The sequence below is a fragment of the Arthrobacter sp. AOP29-A2-19 genome, from assembly GCF_058138025.1.
Window position 1 is genome coordinate 1,452,951 of the sequence record NZ_CM176894.1, and the last position, 18,149, is coordinate 1,471,099.

Consider the following 18,149-nt stretch of genomic DNA (forward strand, 5'->3'; position numbering starts at 1 on the left):
GGGATCCGGCCCGCCGAGGAGAATGGCAGTTGTGGGCGGACAAGGGGAACCATCGATCCGGACGCTGCTCGAATTGTCGCTGCCGGCGATCGTCGTGGGAGTCGTCTCTGCCCTCGGCCTGTACCTGGTTGACGAGGCGGCCCACCTCCTTGGGCACTGGCTGTGGGTGGACCTGCCGGGCGCATCGGGTGTGTCGCCGGATTCGGGCTGGTGGATCTTCGGCGTCCTGAGCGTGGTCGGTCTGGCCGTCGGACTCGTTCTCACCTACGTCCCGGGCCATGGGGGGCGCGATTCCGCGACCGTCGAGCTGGTCGCACCTCCACTGGCACTCGCCGCTGTGCCCGGGCTCGTGCTTGTGACAGTGCTCGTGCTCGCCGGTGGTGTCAGCCTCGGCCCCGAGTCGCCGATCATCGCGATCAACACGGCCCTGCTCGTCGCCCTTGTCGCCGGGTTCTGGCCCAACGTCGGAGTGGAACTCGTGGTGATGACGGCCGCGGCCGGAACCATCGGGGCGTTGTTCGGCACCCCCATTGCCGCGGCGCTTGTCTTCACGGGCGTCGTCGCCGCCGCCAAGACCGGCGGCGCCCTGTGGGACCGGCTCTTCCTGCCCCTCCTGGCCGCGGCCTCCGGTTCCCTCACCATGCGGCTGCTCGACGGCCCCCAGTTCGGGACCACGGGGATTCCCCCGCTGGGGGCGCCGCAGCCGTCCCACCTGGTCGTCGGCGTCGTCGTCGCTTGCGCCGCCGCCCTGGTCATACTGGCCGGGGGGCTGGTGTTCCGGCCGATGCACAGGCTTTTCCGGCGACTCAAGAGTCCGTTGGTCTACACCACCATCGGGGGCATGGCCCTGGGACTCCTCGGGGCGCTCGGCGGCCCCCTCACGCTCTTCAAGGGCGGGGAGCAAATGGTGGAACTCGTCCGGCGGGCGGAGGAATACACGCCGGCGCAACTGCTGTTCATCGTCGTCGTCAAGCTCGCGGCCCTGCTCGTGGCGGCAACCGCCGGCTTCCGCGGCGGCAGGATCTTCCCGGCGGTGTTCATCGGGGTCGCCGTCGGCCTGTTGGCCGCAGGGGTCGCTCCCGGTGTTCCGCTCGGCCTGGCCATTGCGTGCGGGACCCTCGGCTCCGTGCTCGCGGAGTGCCGCGACGGCTGGATCGCACTCTTCATTGCCGTCATAGTGGTCGGCGACATCACACTTGTGCAAGTGCTTTGCCTGGTGGTGCTTCCGGTCTGGGTGCTGGTGGCACGCGCCCCGAAAATGATGGTCTACGCGCCGGACGCTGCCCGGATTCCGGGTGCCACCGTCTAGGGAGCCCCGATTCCCCCGACGGCGGCGGACCGGGGCCGTCATTGGGCGTTTCTCCGCGGCACCACCACATAACGGGGCACCAGGGCCAAGGCGGCGGCCACGGGAATTGCGGCCAGTGCCCCGGCAACACCCAGGAGCGCGCCGCCGGCGGTCGCGGACACCAGGACTATCGCGCCCGGCAGCCGGAGTGCCTTGCCGAATACCTTCGGCGCCAGCACGTGGGCCTCGTTCTGCATGTACACCAGCATCGCCATCAGTACGATCCATCCGGCGGCCGGCGAGCTCAGGAAGGCGAACAGCGTCATGAAGCACGTGGTGATGGCTGTGCCGATCAAGGGAATCATCGTGATGAACAACCTGGCCAAGGCGATGGCCCCGGCGTGGGGGACGCGGGTCGCCGTGAGCAGTATCAGGCTGAACACCGCGTTGCAGACGGCCAGCACAACCATCCCGCCCAGGTAGCGGCCGATGGAGCCCGTGATCCGCTCGGTCAGGTAGATCGCCGTGCGCCGCTTCGAGGCGCCGACCGTGGAATAGAAGCCGCGCTTTATCACCTTGAGTGAAAGCAGGAAACAGAGTGTAAGGGCGGTGATCAGCCACGCCGAGGCCACAACATCGAGCGCGCCGCGTCCCAGCGCCAGCGCTCCCCCCGCCGCGTGTGCCCAAAACGACGGCTGGGCCACTTGCTCGCCGATCCAACCAAGCGCGGCGTCGGCGCCGCCGCCGGTTGCCGCGTCCACGCTGCGTACCCAGGGCTCGTTGGACAGCTCGGTGAGGCTGCCGGGCAAGGCGCGCACCAGGGCCGCGGCCTGCCGCAGCGCGAAGGGCACGAAGAAGACGAACAGCGTCCCGGCGATGATGGCGAAACACATGGTGACGACGAGGGTGGCCCGCGCCCTCGAGAGGCCCGTCCGCGCCAGCCGCCTGACCACGGGATCGAGCCACAGGGCGATGAACAACGCGGCGACGACGTCGAAGACGACGTCGGACAACGCCGCCAATGCCAGAGCCAACCCGATGGCCACGATGGCGCCCAGCGCCTCGGCGAAGCCCACCCTGAAGGGAGAACGGGAATCCCCCGTTCTTTCCGCCCGCCCCCCGCCTTTTGGCGCGAAAGGCGGACGGCCAAGCCGTTGGATGGGCCCGGCCACTGCGGGCTTCAGTCGCCCTCGACGGCGCCGACGGACGGACCGTCCCGCGGTAGGCCGCGTGTCAAAAGGCTGAGCCCGACCAGGGGGAAGACGAGGCACGACAGCATGCCGGCCCCGACGAGCGCCGACGCCGTCGCATGGCCGAGGGCACCTTCCGCGACGCCGATGTCAGTGACGGCGACGATGAGGGCCAGCGCCGTGGCGCCGAAGAGTCCAAGTGACAGGCGCACCCGGGCCGAGGCCCCGGGCGGGGCTGCGAACGAACCGGGCACCCCGCGCACCATCAGCAGCGCGGCGGCGAAGACCGGCACCAGGAGCAGCGTCGACGCCGAACTCGCCAAGGCCGCGACGTCGAAGGTGACGCCGGTGGTGACGAAGAAAATGGGCACCAGGAAGCCGAAGGCCAGGGCTTCGAGCTTGGATTCGACGAGGTGGCGGTCCGCGTCGCTCGCCCCGCGAAGCACCACGCGGGCCAGCACGCCGGCGGCGAAGGCGCCGAGCAGCATGTCCAGCCCCATCACAATGCTCAAGGCGACGAGCGCGATGATGACCAGCAGGGCGATCCTGACCGCGAACTGACCGCTCGTGTGCAGCGTGGCCGTGACCAGCCCGTGCAGGGCTTCGTGGCGTCGGCGACCGGCCAAGACGATCGCCGCCACGATGATCCCGGTGAAGACGACGACAACAACGAGCGCCTCCGCCGGCCGCCGCGAGCTGAGGAACAGCGAGATCGCCAGGAGCGGCCCGAATTCCCCGGCGGCGCCCACCGCGATTGCCGATGTGCCGAAGTCGCGCGAGAGCAGTCCGGCATCGCGAAGCACCGGCATGATCGTTCCCAACGCCGTCGTTGTGAGGGCGATACCGACGATGATTCCCGTTTCCACGGGTGGAAACAGGAGCAACCCCAAGCCCACGCCCAGGACGAGCGAGCCGACCCATCCGATGCTCGCCCGCCGCAGCGGGCGTCCCCTGATCAGCGCGAAGTCGATCTCGCTGCCGGCCATGAAGAAGAGCATCGCCAGGCCGAACTCCGACAGCAGTTCGATGTGCTCGCCCGGGGTCGCCCATCCCAGCAGGCTGGGGCCCACGGCGATCCCGAGGAGGATTTCGAAGACGACAATGGGGATTGGTGCGACTCGTCCGGTCACGCGCGCCATAACCGGCGCGGCGACCGCGACCGCACTGATCACGACGAGTGAACCGAGGTCCTCAACCATGGTGTCCTCGCGAGTCTGGATTGGGGAGGGTCGGGGAATGCAGGTAACCCGCCGGTTGGCCGCCGGGCTCCGGTGTGCAGCCATCGGGCTCCGAATTGCCGCTGACGGTGAAGTCCTCGCAGGTCAGGAACGACCCGTGGTTCACTCCGAGCGCGTAGGCGGCGACGGCGATGAAAAGCACGGCGGCGACCACCAGTGCGCGTCGTCCGAGTGTGAGGTCCGCGCCCAGCTCGGGCCACACGATGCGGGCGAGAACCCACATGGTGGCCGGTATCCCCAGCACGGCGACGGCACTCCCCAGCACGTCGGTGAGCACGTCGAGTGGGCCTCCGTCGTCCTCACCGGCGATGGCCAGAACCAGCCACAGGGTGGGCAGGAGCAGCGCCGCGCCCTCGCGCATGCGGCGCCGCCCGCCGTCGCGGCGGAACACGACGACGAGCAACGCCGCCGTCGCGGCGGCCCACACGGTCAGGATCTGCTCAAAGAACAGCCTGCCCCAGGCCCCCAGGGTGAAAGAGGGCCACCATATGGCCACGCACATGCCCACCGCCACGACTCCCTGCGCGCGGGGCGGCCCCACCCCCGTTCGTTCCTGCTCGCGCGGAGACATGCCATAGCACCCCTTCCCCAGCTAGCCGAGCTCGGAAGTTTCCGCCCGCGCCACACCGCGCCCGGATAGGAGGGACCTCCGCCGGGTACCGCTATGCGGCGAGTGCCCGCTCCTTGATGAGCGCGTACTCCTCCGCGCTGATGGTCCCGGCGTCGAGCAGGGCGCGCGCCTTGGCGATCTCGTCGCTGAGGCTGGTCCCCGAGAGCGAGCGGATGTACGCGGCCTGCGCGTCCTGGCGTTCGCTGGCCAGCCTCTGCCCGCGGGCGGCCATGCCGTCCCCCCTCGCTATGAGGTACACGAGGACGGAAATGAACGGGACGAACACCAGGAAGATGAGCCAGATCGCCTTGAACCAACCACTCAGCGCGCGGTCCCGGAACAGGTCCGCGACCACCGAGAAGAGCAGCGTCAGGAAGGCGATGAAGGCGTACATCCAGATGAGGAACCAGAAGAAGTCCCAAATGCTGGTCCAGATTTGCATTGTTTTCCTTCCCTTGGGCGGCGCGCCCCGATCCCGGGGCGCGCCGTCGCGGAGGCGTTCAGCACTGAAGTTCGGCCTCGAGGCCGTCCAGGGCCGTTCCGACGTCGGCCGACTCGTTGCGCAGCGACTCGACGGCATCCGGCAGCTTGGTGTCGTCGGGCACGTCGTCGACGGCGGACTGGAACTCCTCGACGTTCGTCTCGAGTTCGTCCTTTCGGTCTTGGGCGACGTCCTGGGCCTCCGCAACCAGGGCGTCGTAGGAGGCGACCACGTCGTCCCGCGCCGAGCGGACCTGCTCGATCGTGGCGTCGGCCGACAGCGTGGAGCGGAACTGCTCCACCGAGGCGGCGAGCGACTCGGCCGCCGCGCAGGCCTGCGAGACGTTCTCTTGCGGGCTCGGCGGGCTGCAGGCGTTCAGGGCCAGTGCGGCCACCGCCAGGGCGACGGCCGCGGTGCCCACGGAAGTTTGGTGTGTGCGACGCATGGGACTCCTTCATTGGACCGCCAACCGGGCACCTCGAGCGGCCCCGGTTGCTTGTACCCCAGCAGTGTCCGGCCATCGGGTTCGCCGCCGCGTCACCCGGACGGGATGATCTTCACCGTCAAGGGCCGGTCACTCGTCCGGTTCGTAGGAGGCCTCGAACTTGGCCGCGCCCACGGCGTAGGCATCCGTGCCGTCCTCGTTGTTGGAGACCACGTATTCGCCCCTGCCGTAGTGGGTGCGGCCCTCCTTGGTCGCGATGCTGCCCGGCTCGCGCGCGGCGTAGGCCCACACAGGTGTGGCCTTCGAGTACAGGCCCTGGCGAACCTTGCGGTAGGTGGCCGCGAAGACGCCGGAATCGACGGTGTGGATGTCGCCGTCGTCGTCCACCAGCCAGTCGCCGGCCTTGCAGTGCTGCTCGGCACCCCACTTGCGGTAACTGAACCCAGGGGTATCCAACCGCAGCGGCACGGCGACGACGCACCGGTCCGGCCGTGGGCGGTAGCGCTTGCGCTCGGGCATGGTCCCCATCCGATCAGGAGGCGGGCTGCCGGTCGAACACCGGTCTGAAGTGTCGGGGATCCACGTCGCGCTCGCCGACCAGCATCCCCAGGCGGTGCAGCAACAACATGTTCTCGGGGGCGTCCATCCTGCTCAGGGATTCGATCCCGTCGGCGTCGGCCAAGGACTCGTCCAGGGCGAGGACGCTCTCCCGACGCAGGTCGGCGTCGTAACGCAGGTAGGTCAGCAGCGGTCCGCCAGGCACGTGGTCGCCGCGCAGGTCGCCGAGTTCCCGGTCGATGGTGGCCGCCGTCGGACTCTCGGACATCCATTGCAGGATGGCCCGCTGCTGCGCGGCGCAGTCCTGCAGCAGGGACGCCAGCGCCCGCACCGCATGGCTGACCGCGATGTTCGACCTCTTGACCGCCGGATCGCCCCGTCCGGTGCCGATCGACACCAGCAGCAGCCTGTCGCTCCCGGTGGGCCAGCCGACCCTGTACCCCTCCAGCGTGCAGTACATAAAGGCCAAGAAGGACGGGTCGTTGAACGGGCTGACTCCCCCGTCGACGAAGTTGCCCACCACGGGCCGCCGCCCGGCGGCACCCGCGATGGTGATGGCCTCGGGCTCGAAGTAGGACGGCGCCGCCGTCGAGGCGCGCACCACCTCCCACAGCGGGTAGTCGCCATTGGGGCCGCCTCCCTGGGGATCCGCGGCAAAGTACTTGCCGCGGGGGTTGTTCCCCAACGGCCACACGCTACCGGTGTCCAGGCGTTTGGTGACCACCAGCAGACCCGTCAGCAGGCGGGGGCTGCCCAGTGTCGTGTCCGCCCCGAAGACCTCCCTCAGCTCCGCGTTCAGGCCCCGCTGGTCGTATTTGGCCCGCAGGAGACCCTGCCGGAAGAGGCTCCTGCTGAACACGCGTTGCCCCAGGCCCAAGTACTTGTCGCGCAGTTCGGCGACGCTCCAGCCCTGCGCCAGCGCGGCCGCGATGATGGCGCCGGTGGACGTCCCGGCCATCAAGTCGAAGTAGTGGCACAGGCGGAAGTCCGTGCTTCCGCCATGCCGCTGCCGGAGCAGTCCCTCGATCCTCTCGAGGATCCCTAGGCTCAGGATTCCGCGCAGGCCCCCGCCATCGAGGGCTAGGATGCGTTTCGGGCGGCCGTCGTTGCGGAAGTGGTCGTCGCGGGTGAGTTCCTGGAATGCCATCCCTCGCACTTCCCATCCCGCACGGACGTCGCGGTCCCGGGCCACGAACGCGAAATTGGCTGGTTGCCGGCGCGGTCGGAACGGCGTCGCGCCGGGTGCACCGGGCTCGTCACCGGGGCAGCCCCGTGGTTTCTCATATGTTCCCGTCCGCCGGGCCCGCCGTCAATATCGCGGCCCGGCGATTACCCGGCAGGCGGCACGGGCAGATCCGGACAGACGGCGGTGTACTCGAGGTCCCGCGGAACCCATGCCCGCCACTGTTCATGGCTGGGATTGCGGCTGAGCTTGGCGCACAGGGCCTCGGCCCAGTCCAAGGGCGCGGGCCAGGTGCGGACGCCGCCGTCCCGGCTGCCGGAGACGATTCGGAGGCTGTCCGCGGTGAACGCGACGCCGTTCACCACGTCCCAGTGCCCGACCAGCGGATCGCCGATGGCCGTGCCGTCGCCCGTGCCCCACATCCGCACCGTCCGGTCGTCTCCACCGGAGGCGACCCGCTGGCCGTCCGGCCCGAACGCCACCGAGTTGACGGCCGCCTCGTGCCCGGACAGCGGGTCACCCAGTTGCCGACGTGTCTCCGCGGACCACAGCCGCACCGTCTTGTCCGCCCCGCCGGAAGCGATGGTCCGGCCGTCGGGGGCGAACGCCACGGAGTTCACCGGCCCGTTGTGCCCCGTCAGGGGTTCGCCGACGGGGCGGCGGGTGCCGGGATCCCACAACCGGACGGTGCCGTCCCCGCCGGCGGAGGCCAGCAGTCGGCCGTCCGGGGCGAACGCCACCGAGTTCACCGGCCCCTCGTGCCCCACTATCGGTTCGCCGACGGGGCGGCGGGTTCCGGGATCCCACAACCGGACGGTGCCGTCCCCGCCGGCGGAGGCCAGCAGTCGGCCGTCCGGGGCGAACGCCACCGAGTTCACCGGCCCCTCGTGCCCCACTATCGGTTCGCCGACGGGGCGGCGGGTTCCGGGATCCCACAACCGGACGGTGCCGTCCCCGCCGGCGGAGGCCAGCAGTCGGCCGTCCGGGGCGAACGCCACCGAGTTCGCCCCGCCGTTGCGCCCTTCCAGCGGCCCGCCCACGGCCTCGCCGGTATCGGCATCCCACAGGCGCACGGTCCCGTTGCCGCCGCCGGAGGCGATGAGCCAGCCGGAGCCGCCGGTGGCGACGCTGAAGACCCACGCCCCGTGTTCGATGGGCACGGCGGCCTCCGCGTCCCACAGCCGTACCGTGCCGTCACCCATGCCTGAGGCGATGCGCCGGCCGTCCGGGCTGAAGGCCCCGCTGAACACTTCCTGTCCGTGCCCCGTCAGCGGCTCTCCGATGGGCCGTCGCGCCAGCGTGTCCCAGATGACCAATGTGTAGTCCGCGCTGCTGGAGACTAGCCGGCGTCCGTCGGGGCTGAAGGCGACATCCAGGACCCAGTTCTTGTGCGCCGTCAGCGGTTCCCCCGCGGAGCGGGCCGTGTCCGCGTCCCACAGGCGCACGGTGCGGTCGTCGCCGGCGGAGGCGACCAGCCGACCGCCGGGGTTGAAGGCGACCGCGTTCACTTCTCCGTCGTGGCCGCCCATCGGCGGAGCGACGGGTCGTCCGGTGGTGGCGTCCCACAACCGCACCGTCCCGTCCTCGCCGCCGGAGGCGATCAGTCGGCCCCCCGGGCTCAGCGCGACGGCGTTCACCGCGCCCCGGTGCCCGGTGAGCGGCCCGGCCGCCGGCCGCCCGGTGCCCGTCTCCCACAGCCGGATGGTTTGGTCGTCGCCTGCCGAGGCGATGCGGCGACCGTCCGGGGCGAACGCCACCGAGTTCACCGCTCCGTCGTGTCCGGTCAGCGCCTCGCCCGCCGGTTGCCCGGTGCGGGCGTCCCAGAGCCGCACCGTGCCGTCGTCGCTGGCGGTCGCAATCCGCCGCCCGTCGGGACTGAAGGCCACCGAGTTCACGGCATCGCCGTGCCCGGACAGCGGGGGCCCGACCGGCTGGCCGGTCTCGGAGTCCCATAGCCACACCAGGCCGCCCGCGTCGCCCGCGGCGGCGAGCCTTCCGTCCGGGTTGAACACCACGCTCCGCACGGGCGAGCCAACCTCGATCATCTTGTGAACGTCGCGCTGCGTCACGACCGCGCTGGCGATGGCCCGATCGCCCTGCGGGGTGCGCTTGACGGCCTGGCCCACCAGCATCTGCTGCATGCCCAGCAGCTCACCGCCCGGCCTGGCACCCGCAAGCATTGCCTGGCCCTCGGCGGCAAGCTGCAAGGCCGTTGCCACGCGGGCCCGGTCGTCGGCCAGGCGCTGGGCCCGGGAGGCCTGAACGAAGCCGAAGATGGCCGCGAGGGCGATGACGACCGTCGCGGCCAGGACGGCCCTGAGCACGTGGGAGCGCCGGCGCAGCGCGGCCGCGTGGTCTTCGGCCACCTGCTGCTTCTCCCGTGCCGCGGCGAGTTCCGCGTCGCGGCGCGTTCGTTCGTCCGCGATGCGCTTGTTTTCCCGGGCCCGGGACGCGGAGAGGAATTCCACGGTGCGGGACAGCCGGTCCCGAAATCCCTGCTTCGACGCCAGCCGCTCGGCACTGCCGAGGCGTTGGCCCTCCAAGAGCCAGGCGGAGTTGCGGTCGTTGCGCACCCAGGCGTCCGCCGCCCGCTCCAGGTTGTCGGCCTCTTTAAGGTCTTCCCGCTCTGCGGCGAGCCAACCGGCCAGGTCCCCCCACTGGCGAAGAAGGCTTTCCAAGGCGACCTCGACGAGGACTTCGCCGTCGCGCTCGTCCTGCACCAACAGCCGTTTGGCCACTAGGGCGTCGATTTCCATGTGTGCCGCCGCGGGCAGGTCCGACAACCGGGCGACGCGGCGCATGGGCTGGTCGTTGTCCGCGTTGATCGTTGCCAGCCACGGAATGAACGCCGCGCGCAGGCGGTCCAGCTGGGACTGCCGCAGCGCCGGGTCCCTGGCCAGGACAGAGTCGATCTGGGTCTGGACAACGCGGTCCATGCCGCCCATCGACTCGTACTCCGCCAGCGTGAGCTCGCCCGTGTCGCCGTAGTCCTCATACAACAGGGCGAGGCTCAGCGAGAGCAGCGGCAGACTGTCCGCGCCATGCGCACTGTCCCGCAGGAGCCGCTCCACCAGGTCCGCCCGGATCGTCAAGGGGCGTCCGGCCGCGCTCGCCCGCGCCGCGGGACCCTGGATGACTTCCTTGAAGTTGGCCGGCGGCATGGGCCGGAGCTCGTCGAAGACCTTGCTCTTCAGGCGCGCCAGTTGGGGGGCCGACTGCAGCGAGCCGTAGAAGTCCGTGCGGATCGTGCATGCCGCGATCATCCCGGGCGCGGACCCGTCCGCTTGGCCGAGCAGGTGGGCGAGCAGCTCCAGGAAGCGCGGCGCCTGCGGCCCGGCGTCGGCACCGAAAAGCTCCTCCGCCTGGTCCAGCGGAAGCACCACCGTGGGCAACGGAAGATCTTCCGCCTCGTCGAGGAGGCGCGCCGTGGCGGTCCGCCGCGCTTCGGCCAACCAGTGTGCCAGGAGGTCCGCGTCCGCGCGCAGGCAGGCGTCCTTGATCTCGCCGAGGGCAGGGTAGTCCAGCCCCAGTTCGTCCCGCAGGTCGTGGACGGCGCGGGCGAGCCCGAGCTCGCCGGTCAACACGTCGCGTCCCGGGCGCACGATCCTCGACACCAGGAAGTGCCTGTCGTCCCTCCGCAGGCGCGGCAGGAGGCCCGCCCGCAGGAACGAGGACTTGCCGGCGCCGGACGGGCCCAGGATCACGAAGAGCGATTCCACGGCCGATGCCCGCATGCCCCGCAAAGCGTCCAAGCCGCGCACCATTTGCGCGTCACGTCCAAAGAAGACTGCCGCGTCTTCCTCCTCCAGCGGTTCCCACCCCCGATAGGGCGACCGCTCCGGATCGTCCGGCGGAGGCCACGCGAACTTGTCCGCGCCGATGCCCGCCCGCAGCAATCCCCGGTGCAGCCGCCGGAGCCCGTCGGTCAGGAAGACGACCGGAGGGCCCTCCTCCCCGGCGGGAACCGTCGTCGTGGGACCGTCGCCGAACAGGTCGCATCGTTGCCATTCCCCCGTGATCCCCTCCTTCCTCAGCGGCTCGAGCCGGGCGCACAGGATCAGCTTGCCGAGGTTCTCCGCAGTCCGGTATTCGGCCAGGCACTCGCTCGAGCTCTCCCAATGGGTGGACAGCAGGCAGATGACCGCCTCGCACCGCTCGTTGGCCTGGCGTAGCGCACGCTTCCACCGCTCGCCGGGGGCGATCCCGGTGTCGCGATCGAGATCGAGGAAGATCTCCTTGGCCAGGCCCGGCTCCCGCTGCACGAGCCAGCGCTTCAGCGCAATCGCCTCGGCGGAGTTCCGGCTCGAGTGGCTCAGGAAGATGCGGGACACGGGTCCGCTCCCGAGAACGCGCGGGTCGCCGAGCGGGCGGAATCCGCCGCCATCCCGTGGCGGCATCCACGACGAAGCGGCGGCCCCCACCGGCCGCGGCCCGAACCCCCGTCCATGCCGTCAATGCTCCTCCCACAGGCGCGACGCGGCAAGGATTGCAGCGCTCGGCTAGGGGATGGCTTATGCGCGACCGGGGCCTATTGTGGTCGACATGGTGACGCTGGGAGTACTTGGGCCAGTGGGAGCGCACGATGGACATGAGGCTGTGGCCCTCGGCGGCTGGCGCCAACGCGCGGTTCTGGCCCGCCTGCTCGTGGCCCGGGGACAGACGGTTTCGGCGGATCGACTGGTGGACGACCTGTGGGGCGATGAACCGCCGGCCCGGGCACTGCTGTCCCTGCAGACCTACGTCTCACGGCTGCGGCGCGTGCTCGAACCGGTCAGGCCGGCCCGCGGGCCGGCCACCGTTCTGCTCACCGTTCCGCCGGGGTATCGGCTGAGTCTGCACCGGGACCAGGTCGACGCCTGGCAGTTCGAACAGGCTTTCCTGGACGCGGATCCCAGGCGCCTGACGGACGAACAGGTGCGGCGTTCGCTGATCGACGCCTTGTCGCTGTGGCGCGGTCCCGCCTACGCCGACTTCGCCGGCGAGCCGTGGGCGGCCGCGGAGATCTCCCGCCTGGACGAACTGTGGTGCGCAGCGCGTGAGAGGCTCGCCGCCGCCTCGCTCGCGCTCGGACAAATCCCCGAGTCGCTGACGAACCTGGAACTTGTGCTCGACCGGGCGCCCCTGCGCGAGAGCGTCTGGCAGCTGCTTGTCCTGGCCCTCTACCGGGGCGGCCGGCAGGGCGATGCGCTGGCCGCTGTCCGCCGGGCGCGGCGTATCCTCTCCGAGGAGCTCGGCGTCGAACCCGGTCCTGGCCTCCGACGGCTCGAGGCCGACGTCCTGGCGCAATCCGCCGCGCTCTGGGAGGACGCCTATACGCTGTCGTCGTCCCCGCGGTCCGATCCCCCGGCTCCCGCGCCGAAGGCGGCCGCCGCCCCCAGCGCGGATCCGTTCTTGGGAAGGACCGCCGAACTGGACCGGCTGATGGCCGCCGCCGGCGCGGCGCACCAGAACTCCGCCCACGTGGCGCTTGTGGAGGGACATACCGGCACGGGCAAAACACGCCTCGTTGCGGAACTGTCCAAGCGTCTGCGGGCGGGCGGTTGGTTCGTGGCGGTGGGACGATGCGACGCCGAGGAAGGCGCCCCGGCGGGACTTCCCTGGGCGGCGATCGTCGACGAACTCCATCACCTTCACCCGGACGAATTCGACCAGCCGCTGGAATCGATCTTCGCGGCCGAGCCGCGGGATCCAGGGCACGGGGCCGACCCGATCCTCGAGCGCTTCCGCCGGCACCGGAGGATCGGCGAGTTCCTGCACGACGTGGCGGCCTCCGGCCCGGTCCTCGTCGTGCTGGACGACATCCACAGGGCCGACAGCGAAACCCTCGCCATCTTGGACCGCGTGGTGCTCGACCTGTCCCAAGACCCGATCCTCTTCGTCTGCATCCAGCATTCCGGGGAGACAAGCGCCGGAGCCCCGCACATTGTCCGCAGGCTGCTTCCCGTGCTCAAGACCCGGCTGGAGCTCGGCGGCCTTCCGGCCGACGAAGTCGCCGCGCTGCTGCGCACAACGACGTCGCGCCCGGTCACGGACCGAGAGGTCGATGCCATCAACCGGTGGACCGGCGGCAACGCGTTCTTCGTGCGCCAGATTGGGAGCCTCCTCGAGACCCTGGACGAGGGGACGAGTCTGGCCAGCGTTCCGGTGGGCGTCCGCGACGTGGTCAGGCACCGCCTCGCGCGGCTTCCCGCCGCTGCCCGATCGCTGCTGGCCACGCTCGCCGTCGTCGGGATGGAGACCGACGTCGACGTCCTGCTGGCCCTCGCCGACGCCCCGGAGGCGTCGCAGTTCGAGGCCGTCGAGCAGGCGTTGCTTGCGGGCCTGCTGATCGAGCCCCGGCCCGGGCGACTCGCGTTCGCCCACGGCATCGTCCGGGAGGCGATCAGCGCCGACCTTTCGCACATGAGGCGCTGCCACCTCCACGCCCGCATCGGGCGGGCGATCGAAGGCGTGCATCCCGAGGACCACTCCGCCATCGCCCACCACTACGCCCGCTCCGGCAATGCGTCCCTGGCGCGTCGGGCGATCGGCTACTCGCGCACGGCGGCGGAGCAGACCGAGTCGAGGTTCGCGTTCCGCGACGCGGCCACCCTCTGGCGGCAGGCAGTGGATTGTCTGGACGCGGCCGGGAGTGGCGACCCCCGCGAGCGGGCGGAGCTCGCCATTCGGCTCGTGCGCTCGACGGCGCTGGGCGGGGAGGCGGCCGCGGCGAGGGAACTGCGCGAACGGGCGCTCCGCGACGCGGCCGGGCTGGGGGACGTCGAGCTGACGGCCCGCCTCGTCGTCTCCTACGACGTTCCGAGCCTGTGGGTCAACCAGGAGTACGGAACGGTGGACGATCCGATGGTCGAGGTCATCGAGGGCACGCTCGGGAAGATCCCCGGCGGGGCGTCGCCGCTGCGCTGCCAGTTGTTGACCTGTCTGGCCCTGGAGCTGGAATGGTCCGGACTCGATCGGGGGCGGGAAGCGGCGGCCCAGGCGGTCGCCATGGCCAGGGACCTGGGTCAACCAGGGCTCCTCTGCAAGGCCATCGAGTCCCTTTTCCGCCAGTCCTACCTGCCGGGCCAACTGGGTTTCCGCCTCGCGCTCGCCGAGGAGCTGCTGGGGTTGTCCATCCGGAACGACGACCTCAGCGCCGAGGTGGTGGCACATCTCATGATGACCGAATGCGCCTGCGCGCGGGGGTCGTTCCGGGTCGCCGACGCGCACCACGCGGATACGCGGCGCCTCGCGGAGAAGTATCAATTGCCGTCGCCGCTGGCCGTCTCCAGCTGGTACGTCGGGCTGCGCCACCTCGTTCACGGGCGCTTCGCGGAGGCGGAGGAGGCGTACCGCGTCGCCGCCGAACTCAGCGCCCGCGCACGCCTCTGGGAGGTGGACCAGGCCTGGGTGCTCGGAACCACCATCAGCCTGGCCATGCAGCGTGACCGCATGGCCGACATCTTGGAACTGGTCGAGGGGGCCTTCGCCAAGTGGCCGGTGATGGGACGCGAGGTCTACGCCCAGGCGCTGATGGCCGCGGGCCGCGGGGACGACGCGCGGAGGATCGCCGCGGAGCTTCCGCCGGTGCCGCGGGAGGCGTCGTTCCTGCTCACCAGCGTGTGGCGTGCCATCACGGGCCTCCGACTCGACGACCGGCCCAGGATCGAATGGGCGTACAAGGCCCTGGAACCCTATCTGGACGAGGTGGCGGGTGCGGACACCGCGGTCGTGGCGCACGGTCCGGTGGCGCAGATCGCCGGCGATCTCGCACTGTGGTTGGGGCGGCGCGGCGACGCCGAGGGCCACTACCGGCAGGCGCTCGCCGTGGCCGAGCGTGCGGAATCCACCCACTGGACGGCCGCCGCGCGCGCGGCGTTGGCCGGCACCGGCGCATAGTCGGGCCGGGGCCACGGAGGCTCAAGTCGCGCTTCAAGTTCGCGTCAAGCGGCCCTCAAGTGGCCGGGCGTCTTATTGATTCACGGAGAGACGCCGTTCACCGGGACACCGGGGAGGCGGACTCCGAACGAACCAATCAGCGCCGATCCGTAAGGAACCAGTTATGCCCATCCGCCAGCCGTCACGCACCACCACCCGTTCCCGCGCGAGGAGCCTCCTTGCTGCGGGCGCCGCCCTGGCCGCGGCCCTCCCCCTTGTCCTCGCCACGCCCTCCCAGGCGGCGCCCGCACCGGCGTCGTCGTCGGACGACGACTACTCGTGCACCGTCAAGGCGAAGAAGCCCTACTACACGGGGCACCACAAGTGGGGCAAGAAGGTGGTGGACTACCCGATCAGCATCTACTGCGACGAAAACAGGTACCTGAACATCAAGCAGCAGCGCTGGGAATACGACGACGAACACGAAAGGCACGACGACGGCCACGACTACCTCGGTCACTCCAGTTGGCACAAGGTCTACGTCAAGCACGACAAGTGGGTCACCCTGCACAGCTACAAGGTCCTTGAGGAGACCCCCTACGAGGACGAGTGGGAGGAAGTCTTCCACAAGGTGAAGTACCAGGAATGGCACCACGATGGCTGGACCCACTGGAGCGGATGGGACAGCAGCCACTACACGCCGATCCACCACTGACGCACCGCCCGCCGCGTGCTACCACCGGGTCGGCATGCCGTGAACGCCCCGGCATGCCGACCCGGCTCAACCATGACCCTTTGGTTGGGCCGGCGGCGCGCTGCAAGTCGTCGTCAAACCGGACTCATGGGGGCGGGCGCCCCCTTGGAGTACACACCGACCCACCCCCCTCACCCGAAGGAACCAACCATGTCGACCCAACAGTTGGCACCACGCACTCCAATCCCCTCCCCCGACCCCGCCGCGGCGGCCGCCTCGCCCGGACGGCATGTGTGGAAGCTCCAGTTGGTCGGAGCATGGCGCCTGAGCGGGCCGGATGGAGCGGTAAGAGTCACGTTGCGGCAGCAGCGCCTGATCTCCCTGCTGGCACTGCAGGGCGGCCGGCCCCGGGCCGTGCTGGCTGGCATCCTGTGGCCGGAGAGCGAAGAGGCGCTCGCGTCGGGCAGCCTGCGGGAAACCCTGTGGACCATCAAGCGCCAGGCGCCCGGCCTCCTCGAGGACGACGGACGGATGGTGGCGCTCGCGGACGGCGTCGTGATCGATGTCGAAGAGATCCGCAAGCACGTGGCCATGGCCACGCCGGGGCGCCGGGTCCAGCGCGGACTGGAGTTGCTCGGGGTGCTGCGCGAGGCGGCGCTGCTTCCCGGATGGTACGAGGATTGGGTGCTGAGCGAACAGGACTACTGGCTTCACCTGCGGCTGAGTGCGCTGGAAAGCCTCGCCGGAGAGTTCCTCGAAGCCGGTGAGACGACGCTTGCCATCGATGCCGCGCAGTGTGCCGTGGACGTCGACCCGTGGCGGGAAAGCGCCATGGAACTTCTGCTCAAGTCCCACCTGGCCCGTGGCAACCGCGTCCGCGTCATCCAGTTGCATGAAAACTTCTCCATGCGCATGCGCAGCGAGTTCGGCGTCGGTCCCTCTCCGCGACTTTCCGCGCTGGTGGCATCCGCTGCCGGGCGCCGGCCGGATCGGGTCCACGTCGCAACGGAACGCCCCGCCCGACTCGGGACGGCGAGCGCCCCGGCAGCGGCACGGCGCTGACGGCCGGGCGTGGCGCCCGGCTCCGCCCCCGGCTGGAGGTACCAAAAGGCTAGCCGGGGGCGACGCGTGTCGCCCCCTCGGCCGAAGCCACAAAAAAGCCAGCCGAGGTGCCACGCGTGGCACCCTGGCTGGCTGTACGGCGTGTGTCGCCTAGTGCAGTTGCCGAGCCGACGCCGGCAGCTGGCGCCGGTTCAGCAGGAGCCACATTCGTCCGCCCGGCGTGCGACCGGGGGCGGCTTGCCGCGCCAGCTCGCAGAACCGGTCGGCGTCCGCGGACTTGCCGTCCAGCCAGCGAGTCCAGCCGACGACGGTCAGGACCTCGGCACGGTACGGGGCGGGAATGTGTCCCAAGGCGGCGACGAGCGCGTCTGCTGCTGTGCGCAGGTAGTCCCAGCTCTCCGGGGCCATGTTGCCCTGTAGCGCATCGCCCAATGAATTGTCGGCGTCGTCGCTGGTGGACAGCGACGCGGCAAGCATGTCGCGGAACCCGGGTTGCGCCAACGTTCCGGCCAGCCACGCGGCGTTGTCGGAGCCGACGGTGCCGGTCGAGCGGTAGTCGTCCACGAGTCGGGCCAGCCTGGCGCGCGCCATGGCCCGCGTTTCCGCCTCGGCCGCGTCCAGCAGGGTCGCGTACCGGGTGTACCCCGCAATCGCCTCGGCCTGGTTGCCGTCGGCGGTCGGTGGGCCGTCGGCGGGCTGGGCCGGGGCGACCCTCTCCATTGCCGGTTCCTCCGTATGCACGGGCCGGGTGTGGTGCTCCGGCCCCGCAGAGGGACGGGTGGGAAGAACGGGCGACGCGGGGGTGTCCTGCGCGGCGATCCCCCAGGCTGCGCCGGTGGGGGGAAGCCTCTGTGCGGGAGCGTAGTCGCCGCGGGCTGACATGGTCTGAAACACCGAAGGTTCCTTTGGGAGCGAAGTGGGGCTGGTGCGGAGCGTCCTTTCCTGCCGGTGCTCCGGATTCACGGCCTTAGTTCCTGAATGCCGCACTCCCATTCAGCGCCCCTGCTCTTGACGGGCGCTTGAAGCTGACTCGAAGGATCGACGCCGCGGCCCGGAGCTTCGTTCACGGGCGGGCCGCGGCCATCCGGCCGACCCTGCCGAGCCACTGCACGTCCCTTGGGATGAGTTTGACGGCAACCCAACCGGTTCCCGTCAGGGCGAGCCCGGGGAAGAACAGCAGGATCAAGAGATCGTGCCTCCAGTCCGGATCCCAGTTCCCCGGGCTCGCGATGTGGACCGTGTCCGGATCGCCGGCGTCCAAGGCCAGTTCGGTGTCACCGCCGACGTCCGCATCGGGCACGGTCCACCCGTACATCAGGAGCCTTCGGTCGCCGTCAAGCTCGACCGTGTATTCCTCGTAGTCTTGGTCGAGCCGCTCGATGTCGGTCACCGCGGCGGTCGCGCGGGTTCCGGTTGCTGCGCGCCCCACCGCCGGGCTGAACGCCTCGCGGCCAAGCTCACGTACCTGTGGGGCGACCGGCACACCACCGCGCGCACCTGCGAGCTCATCGGTCACCGCGACTTCAAGAGGCGCCAAGGGGCG

General features: G+C 70.4%; 14 protein-coding genes. 4 read left to right on the forward strand and 10 right to left on the reverse strand.

From position 1 onward, the window contains the following. Positions 1-31: 31 nt before the first annotated feature. Positions 32-1,309 carry an ion channel protein gene (locus AC3ZJJ_RS06625; protein WP_489894719.1) on the forward strand — a complete coding sequence of 426 codons (1,278 nt, stop codon included), beginning with the start codon at positions 32-34 and terminating at the stop codon, positions 1,307-1,309. Between the two features lie 38 nt (positions 1,310-1,347). On the opposite strand, the gene AC3ZJJ_RS06630 is transcribed toward AC3ZJJ_RS06625, so the two are convergent. The 8 genes from AC3ZJJ_RS06630 to AC3ZJJ_RS06665 form a co-directional block, all read right to left on the reverse strand. Further along, positions 1,348-2,364, reverse strand: a complete 1,017-nt coding sequence (locus AC3ZJJ_RS06630; protein WP_489894721.1) for an AI-2E family transporter — start codon at positions 2,362-2,364, stop codon at positions 1,348-1,350. 104 nt (positions 2,365-2,468) lie between these two features. Then, complete coding sequence (locus AC3ZJJ_RS06635) at positions 2,469-3,677, reverse strand: cation:proton antiporter (protein WP_489894723.1); 1,209 nt, start codon at positions 3,675-3,677, stop codon at positions 2,469-2,471. Then, positions 3,670-4,287, reverse strand: coding sequence for a hypothetical protein (locus AC3ZJJ_RS06640; RefSeq protein ID WP_489894725.1), 618 nt, complete (start codon positions 4,285-4,287; stop codon positions 3,670-3,672). Before AC3ZJJ_RS06640 ends, AC3ZJJ_RS06635 begins: the two co-directional genes overlap by 8 nt. A gap of 91 nt (positions 4,288-4,378) precedes the next feature. Further along, entirely contained in the window at positions 4,379-4,768 is a 390-nt protein-coding gene (locus AC3ZJJ_RS06645; protein WP_489894727.1) for an SHOCT domain-containing protein, read from the reverse strand. Positions 4,769-4,826: 58 nt separating this feature from the next. Then, complete coding sequence (locus tag AC3ZJJ_RS06650; protein ID WP_489894729.1) at positions 4,827-5,252, reverse strand: hypothetical protein; 426 nt, start codon at positions 5,250-5,252, stop codon at positions 4,827-4,829. Positions 5,253-5,381: 129 nt separating this feature from the next. Continuing rightward, complete coding sequence (locus AC3ZJJ_RS06655) at positions 5,382-5,771, reverse strand: hypothetical protein (RefSeq protein WP_489894731.1); 390 nt, start codon at positions 5,769-5,771, stop codon at positions 5,382-5,384. Positions 5,772-5,784: 13 nt separating this feature from the next. Next, on the reverse strand, positions 5,785-6,957 hold the full coding sequence (locus tag AC3ZJJ_RS06660; RefSeq protein WP_489894733.1) for a patatin-like phospholipase family protein: 1,173 nt from the start codon (positions 6,955-6,957) through the stop codon (positions 5,785-5,787). Between the two features lie 182 nt (positions 6,958-7,139). After that, positions 7,140-11,324 (reverse strand): nSTAND1 domain-containing NTPase, encoded by a 4,185-nt coding sequence (locus tag AC3ZJJ_RS06665; protein WP_489894735.1) that lies wholly within the window; start codon positions 11,322-11,324, stop codon positions 7,140-7,142. Between the two features lie 238 nt (positions 11,325-11,562). Here AC3ZJJ_RS06665 and AC3ZJJ_RS06670 point away from each other — a divergent pair, with 238 nt between their 5' ends. The 3 genes from AC3ZJJ_RS06670 to AC3ZJJ_RS06680 all read left to right on the forward strand — a co-directional run bounded on the left by AC3ZJJ_RS06670 (position 11,563) and on the right by AC3ZJJ_RS06680 (position 16,606). Next, positions 11,563-14,871 carry an ATP-binding protein gene (locus tag AC3ZJJ_RS06670; RefSeq protein WP_489894737.1) on the forward strand — a complete coding sequence of 1,103 codons (3,309 nt, stop codon included), beginning with the start codon at positions 11,563-11,565 and terminating at the stop codon, positions 14,869-14,871. A 163-nt stretch (positions 14,872-15,034) separates the two neighbouring features. Further along, positions 15,035-15,565, forward strand: a complete 531-nt coding sequence (locus AC3ZJJ_RS06675; RefSeq protein ID WP_489894740.1) for a hypothetical protein — start codon at positions 15,035-15,037, stop codon at positions 15,563-15,565. 189 nt (positions 15,566-15,754) lie between these two features. Further along, complete coding sequence (locus AC3ZJJ_RS06680; RefSeq protein ID WP_489894742.1) at positions 15,755-16,606, forward strand: AfsR/SARP family transcriptional regulator; 852 nt, start codon at positions 15,755-15,757, stop codon at positions 16,604-16,606. 150 nt (positions 16,607-16,756) lie between these two features. Here AC3ZJJ_RS06680 and AC3ZJJ_RS06685 read toward each other — a convergent pair whose 3' ends face one another. Further along, a complete protein-coding gene (locus AC3ZJJ_RS06685; protein WP_489894744.1) occupies positions 16,757-17,326 on the reverse strand; it encodes a DUF4192 family protein in 570 nt (189 codons plus the stop codon). 343 nt (positions 17,327-17,669) lie between these two features. Continuing rightward, the gene (locus AC3ZJJ_RS06690; RefSeq protein WP_489894746.1) at positions 17,670-18,122 is read right to left on the reverse strand and encodes a hypothetical protein; all 453 of its coding nucleotides are present in this window, start codon (positions 18,120-18,122) and stop codon (positions 17,670-17,672) included. Positions 18,123-18,149: the final 27 nt, after the last annotated feature.